A 2183-nucleotide genomic window follows, 5' to 3' on the forward strand; every position below is an offset into this window, starting at 1 on the left:
CTCATCCGTGTCGGCTGTAGTCACTTCCCAGGCCCCAACACGGCCAAATCCCATCCCGTTAGTTTTGGACGGATTCCAACGGTTAGCCATCACAGCATGGATATGTGGAGCGAACACACCGTGATTTCTAAACCGTTCCTCTTGTGGCTCGATGACGTACAGGAACCGATTAGGAATGCCGAGACGTTTGTAGAGTCGTGCCAGCTCCTCAAATATCCGTTTGACGATATCAGGCCACTGCTCCAGCAGTCGTTTGTGATCGTCTTCAGAAATGGGAGTCCCGTCCTGGTAGTGAGTAGGGATAGTGACTGTCCAGAAGACGAGAGCAAACTTGAGGGTTTTGGTGAGATGAAACAGGTGTACCATTCCATCCTCAATCAGTTCTTTGCCCAGTTTGGTCAGGCCGTGACTCCCTCGGTTGGAGCGATTGAGAGGGAGATTTTTCTGCTCAGAGTCCTGTTGCGAGAGATAAGACCCCTCTATAAACCCATTGGGCTGGACTGAGTAAATCGTCGCTTTGCCGCTCAGAGAGCGTATTCTAAGCTTCTTATGAGTTGTTCGGTCTGATTTGTTATTTTCCTGGCTAGGCTGCCTTGCAGCCTGTGGATGCCCTACAATGGCGTTCATATGAGCCTCGCTCCGTTACAGCGAAGGCTCTGTTTTTATGCCAAGTACCTACCACCAGCAGCATAGAGCAGAGTTTGAATTTCGATATTGAGTTGTAGAAATCGACAACTAATCAGTTAGGCTAAAGTCAAGTTTGTTTTTTGTGGCTCTGGTTGCTGGTGGATTCTCTTGGAGGAGGGTTCTTGGCTACAGAGTCCTTTTTTTTGGAAATTAAACTTAGGTTACAGCATCAGAAACCTATTGAGATTATTCCGACACAATCAAAAGCAAAATCGCTGTTTTGTTGCATAAGAATGCAAAGCACAACTGAAAATTGCCAGCACAACATTTGCTTCATTCCTATCAGAAGCCGAAATAGGCACTAGGTAAATATGCCCTGTACTTATATACGACCCTAGGGGTCCGGTGGTAGCACGTTGTCTTTAGAGACGACCCTAGGGGTCCGGTGATAAGACATGGAGTGGAACGCTCGCCGCTGGGCATGTTCCTGGGGGGGAGGATTCCAAATAGCATCCTGTCCAAGTTGCGATTGCATCTCCCCCCCAGGAACAGCCGGGGATTATAGCTGGAGGTGGCTGTCAACGACTTTCGCGGCATATCCTCACTCGCTTCGCTCGTTCCGGTATTCCACGATTCGTTGACAGCCGGAAGTCACTACACGAACTGCGTTCGTGAAATATTGCTGATTATGAATCAGACATAATCGAACAATCTATCTTCCTATTAAATAACCTTGTCAACAAGATTTCGACAGTTTCTTTTCTAGACCTATGGCGGCTAAAAGCGTACCGTGCAGCCTCTAATATTTCTTGCTCTGAGAAACAGTCTATATTACAGCTTTGAATAGCCTCTTCATCGCTCATTTTTTCATTGAGCATATTAACTCGAAACTTGTCACTCATAGACTGAACTTTTTCTTTAAGAGGCTCAGGAATTCTAACTTGAGTCGTTTCATACGGTGCTTTCCGGCCTCTACCTAGGTTTTTAGCTATTGCCATAAAAGCTTGTCAACAAGATACTTCACTTCAATAATAAGCTTGTCAACAAGATTATGCAACTAACTCTAATCCGCTGGCAACGGGCACAATATTTCTATCAAAGTTCAGAATCGCTTCTATTCCGGCTTCAACATCGCTAAGTCGGTACACACTTACCGTCATCGCCACAGGTGCATCACACTCTTCTGGCTGGATAAAGTAGAAATCTCTAAACAGCGGCCTGTCATGCTCGAACTGGAACTCAAAGGACTCTCGCCTGAGTCCCTCAGCTATCTCTCCGAAGCTCGTTTCTCCCAGGTCGTAAGTCTGAACAGAGTCTCTGACTGTTTGCCGTGTCGTGCGATCGCATCCATACCAGTTCCTCGGCAGGTAGTCTGTCCATCCAGCCTCAGCTATCTCACCGAGCATCTTAGACCCCTTGCTGATGTAGCGGCCAAGTTTTCCTAGCTTGCTCAGGTAGAAGAACAATCCTTTGAACCCCTTCACTGCGTCAAGTTGGCACGCAGAACGGCAATCTACTGGCTTCTCAAGGACGTTGGTGAAAACTCTCTCTACTAT

2 protein-coding genes are annotated in these 2183 nt (G+C 47.0%); both read right to left on the reverse strand.

From position 1 onward, the window contains the following. On the reverse strand, positions 1-627 hold a 627-nt coding region (locus AC286M_RS01555; protein WP_488202716.1), incomplete at its 3' end, for a hypothetical protein. Between the two features lie 1049 nt (positions 628-1676). After that, on the reverse strand, positions 1677-2183 hold a 507-nt coding region (locus AC286M_RS01560), incomplete at its 5' end, for a hypothetical protein (protein WP_488202717.1).

Source organism: Thainema salinarum CENA647, from assembly GCF_057732415.1.